General features: G+C 72.1%; 2 protein-coding genes. One reads left to right on the forward strand and one right to left on the reverse strand.

The genetic code is table 11. The features are described 5' to 3' along the window. Positions 1-556 (reverse strand): nitrate- and nitrite sensing domain-containing protein (locus H5J29_RS27505; RefSeq protein ID WP_181783904.1); only part of this gene is annotated, 556 nt, incomplete at its 3' end. Positions 557-1072: 516 nt separating this feature from the next. On the opposite strand from H5J29_RS27505, the gene H5J29_RS27510 reads away from it, so the two are divergent. Next, entirely contained in the window at positions 1073-2734 is a 1662-nt protein-coding gene (locus tag H5J29_RS27510; RefSeq protein ID WP_181783905.1) for a DNA repair helicase XPB, read from the forward strand. The last annotated feature ends 177 nt before the right edge of the window (positions 2735-2911 follow it).

The raw sequence follows: 2911 nt of genomic DNA on the forward strand, positions 1-2911 counted from the left end.
CCAGGCCCGCGGCGTCCGCGGCCGCACCCTGCCGGACCAATGCGCGCTCGAGCACGCCCGCCCGCTGGATGACCGAGGTGTAGCGGGAGCTGACCGCATCCGTGCCGACGACCGAGTTGCCCACCTCGGTCCGCAGCACCGGGAGCTGGGTGAACCCGCCCTCGGCGTTCTGCAGCGCGGTGGTGCTCGACGCATCGAGCAGGGCGGAGTCGGAGAGCGCGGCGCGGACCCGGTCCAGCTGCGTGTCGCTGGCGGCGACGGCCTGGTCCAGCGGGCCGCGGTCACCCTGGCGACCACCGGCCACGTAGAGCACCGCGGCGTTCCGCTCGGCCTGCAGCGCCTGCGCGGTCGCGGTGATCCCCGACCGGACGTCGAGCAGGCGGTTGTCCTGGCCCAGCTGGGCGGCCACCCCTGCCTGGTCGGAGATCCGCAGCACGCCCAGCACCAAGGCCAACAGCGTGGGCACGAGGCCCACGGCCACGAGCTTCGCGGCGAGGCTCCAGTTGCGGGGGTTCAGCCGCTCCGACCACGCGGGGTCGCGTTCGGTGCTGGTCACGTCAACGTCTCCCTGATGTGGCTCGCGACGACCTGACCGACCTTGACACGCGCGACCGACGATCCGCGCCCCACGGGCGGCTGTGCGAGCCGAGGTGCGGGCCGGGAGCGGCCAGTGGCCGAGCGGCTCGCACGGGTGTTCGGCGAGATCGGGGGCGGTGCGGGGGAGCGGGCGGGGAGCTCGGTGCTGATCGGTCGGGCCTTCCGGTCGGGTGCCGACGAGGGGGCTCGGGACGGCGGGGTGGCGCCGCTCCGCCTCTCGTACAGCGGATTCCGCGACACGCGGCGGCTGCGACGAGCCACCTGCGGGGAACAGGGAATAGGATCGACGCGGCACACGTACGTACTACGGACAGTGCGCGGTCAGCATAGCCGGACACGGCCCCGCGCCTGCCTCGGACGAGCGAGTTGTCCACACCCCGACCGGGTGGCCGACCGCCCGACCGCTCACCGTGCGTGGACAGCCGCCCGGCTCCCCGTGACCGGTACCAGCCCCATCGCCGAAGGGATCCCCCGCGTGACCGACGGACCGCTCATCGTCCAGTCCGACAAGACGCTGCTGCTCGAGGTGGACCACCCGGCTGCGGCGGACGCCCGGACCGCGATAGCTCCGTTCGCCGAGCTCGAGCGCGCCCCGGAGCACGTGCACACCTACCGCGTCACCCCGTTGGCCCTGTGGAACGCCCGGGCCGCGGGCCACGACGCCGAGCAGGTCGTCGACGCCCTGGTCCGGTTCTCCCGCTACGCGGTCCCGCAGCCCCTGCTGGTCGACGTCGTCGACACGATGGGCCGCTACGGCAGGCTGCAGCTGGCCAACCACCCCGCCCACGGCCTGGTGCTGAGCACCACGGACCGCGCGGTGCTCGAGGAGGTGCTGCGGCAGAAGAAGATCGCCCCCCTGCTCGGCACCCGCATCGACGACGACACCGTGATCGTCCACCCCTCCGAGCGCGGCAACCTCAAGCAGCTGCTGCTCAAGGTCGGCTGGCCCGCCGAGGACCTCGCGGGCTACGTGGACGGCGAGGCCCACGCGATCGACCTCGTCCAGGACGGCTGGGAGCTGCGGGACTACCAGGCCCAGGCGGTCGAGGGGTTCTGGGCGGGCGGGTCCGGCGTCGTCGTCCTCCCCTGTGGGGCGGGCAAGACGCTCGTCGGGGCGGCGGCGATGGCCAGGGCCAAGGCCACGACGTTGATCCTCGTGACGAACACGGTGAGTGGCAGGCAGTGGAAGCGCGAGCTGATCGCGCGCACCAGCCTGACCGAGGAGGAGATCGGCGAGTACTCCGGCGAGAAGAAGGAGATCCGCCCGGTCACCATCGCGACCTACCAGGTGATCACCCGGCGGACCAAGGGCGAGTACAAGCACCTCGAGCTCTTCGACTCCCGGGACTGGGGCCTGGTCGTCTACGACGAGGTGCACCTGCTGCCCGCCCCCGTCTTCCGGATGACCGCGGACCTGCAGTCCCGGCGCAGGCTGGGGCTCACCGCCACCCTCGTCCGCGAGGACGGTCGGGAGGGCGACGTCTTCTCCCTCATCGGACCCAAGCGGTACGACGCGCCGTGGCGCGACATCGAGGAGCAGGGCTGGATCGCGCCCGCCGAGTGCACCGAGGTCCGGGTCACCCTGACCGAGAACGAGCGGCTGATGTACGCCACGGCCGAGGCCGAGGAGCGGTACCGGATGGCGTCCACGGCCCACACCAAGCTGCCCGTCGTGAAGGCGATCCTCGACCGGCACAAGGGTGAGCCCACGCTCGTCATCGGGGCCTACCTCGACCAGCTCGACGAGCTCGGCGAGGCCCTCGACTGCCCCGTCATCCAGGGCTCGACGAAGAACAAGGAGCGCGAGTCGCTGTTCGACGCGTTCCGCAAGGGCGAGATCAACCGACTCGTCGTCAGCAAGGTCGCCAACTTCTCCATCGACCTGCCCGAGGCCACGGTCGCGGTGCAGGTCTCCGGCACCTTCGGCTCGCGGCAGGAGGAGGCGCAGCGGCTCGGCAGGCTGCTGCGGCCCAAGGGCGACGGGCGGCAGGCGCACTTCTACTCGGTCGTGTCCCGGGACACCCTGGACACCGACTACGCCGCGCACCGTCAGCGCTTCCTCGCCGAGCAGGGATACGCCTACCGGATCGTGGACGCGGACGACCTCCTGGGCCCGGCGCTGCCGGACGTCGGCTGACCGATAGTCACCTCCGCTGCCCCGAACGGGTGTACGGGCCCACCCGCCTGCGTGGGTGCGGGCACGGGGATGTTCGGGGACACTCGGTGTTCGGACGCTCGACAAGGAGCAACGGAATGCCCGTCGCCGGCTGGATCGCGATCGGGGTGGTGGCCTGGGTGGCCGTCGCCCTGGTGG

Origin of the sequence: Pseudonocardia pini (assembly GCF_013870575.1) — a bacterium.
Classification (GTDB): domain Bacteria; phylum Actinomycetota; class Actinomycetes; order Mycobacteriales; family Pseudonocardiaceae; genus Pseudonocardia; species Pseudonocardia pini.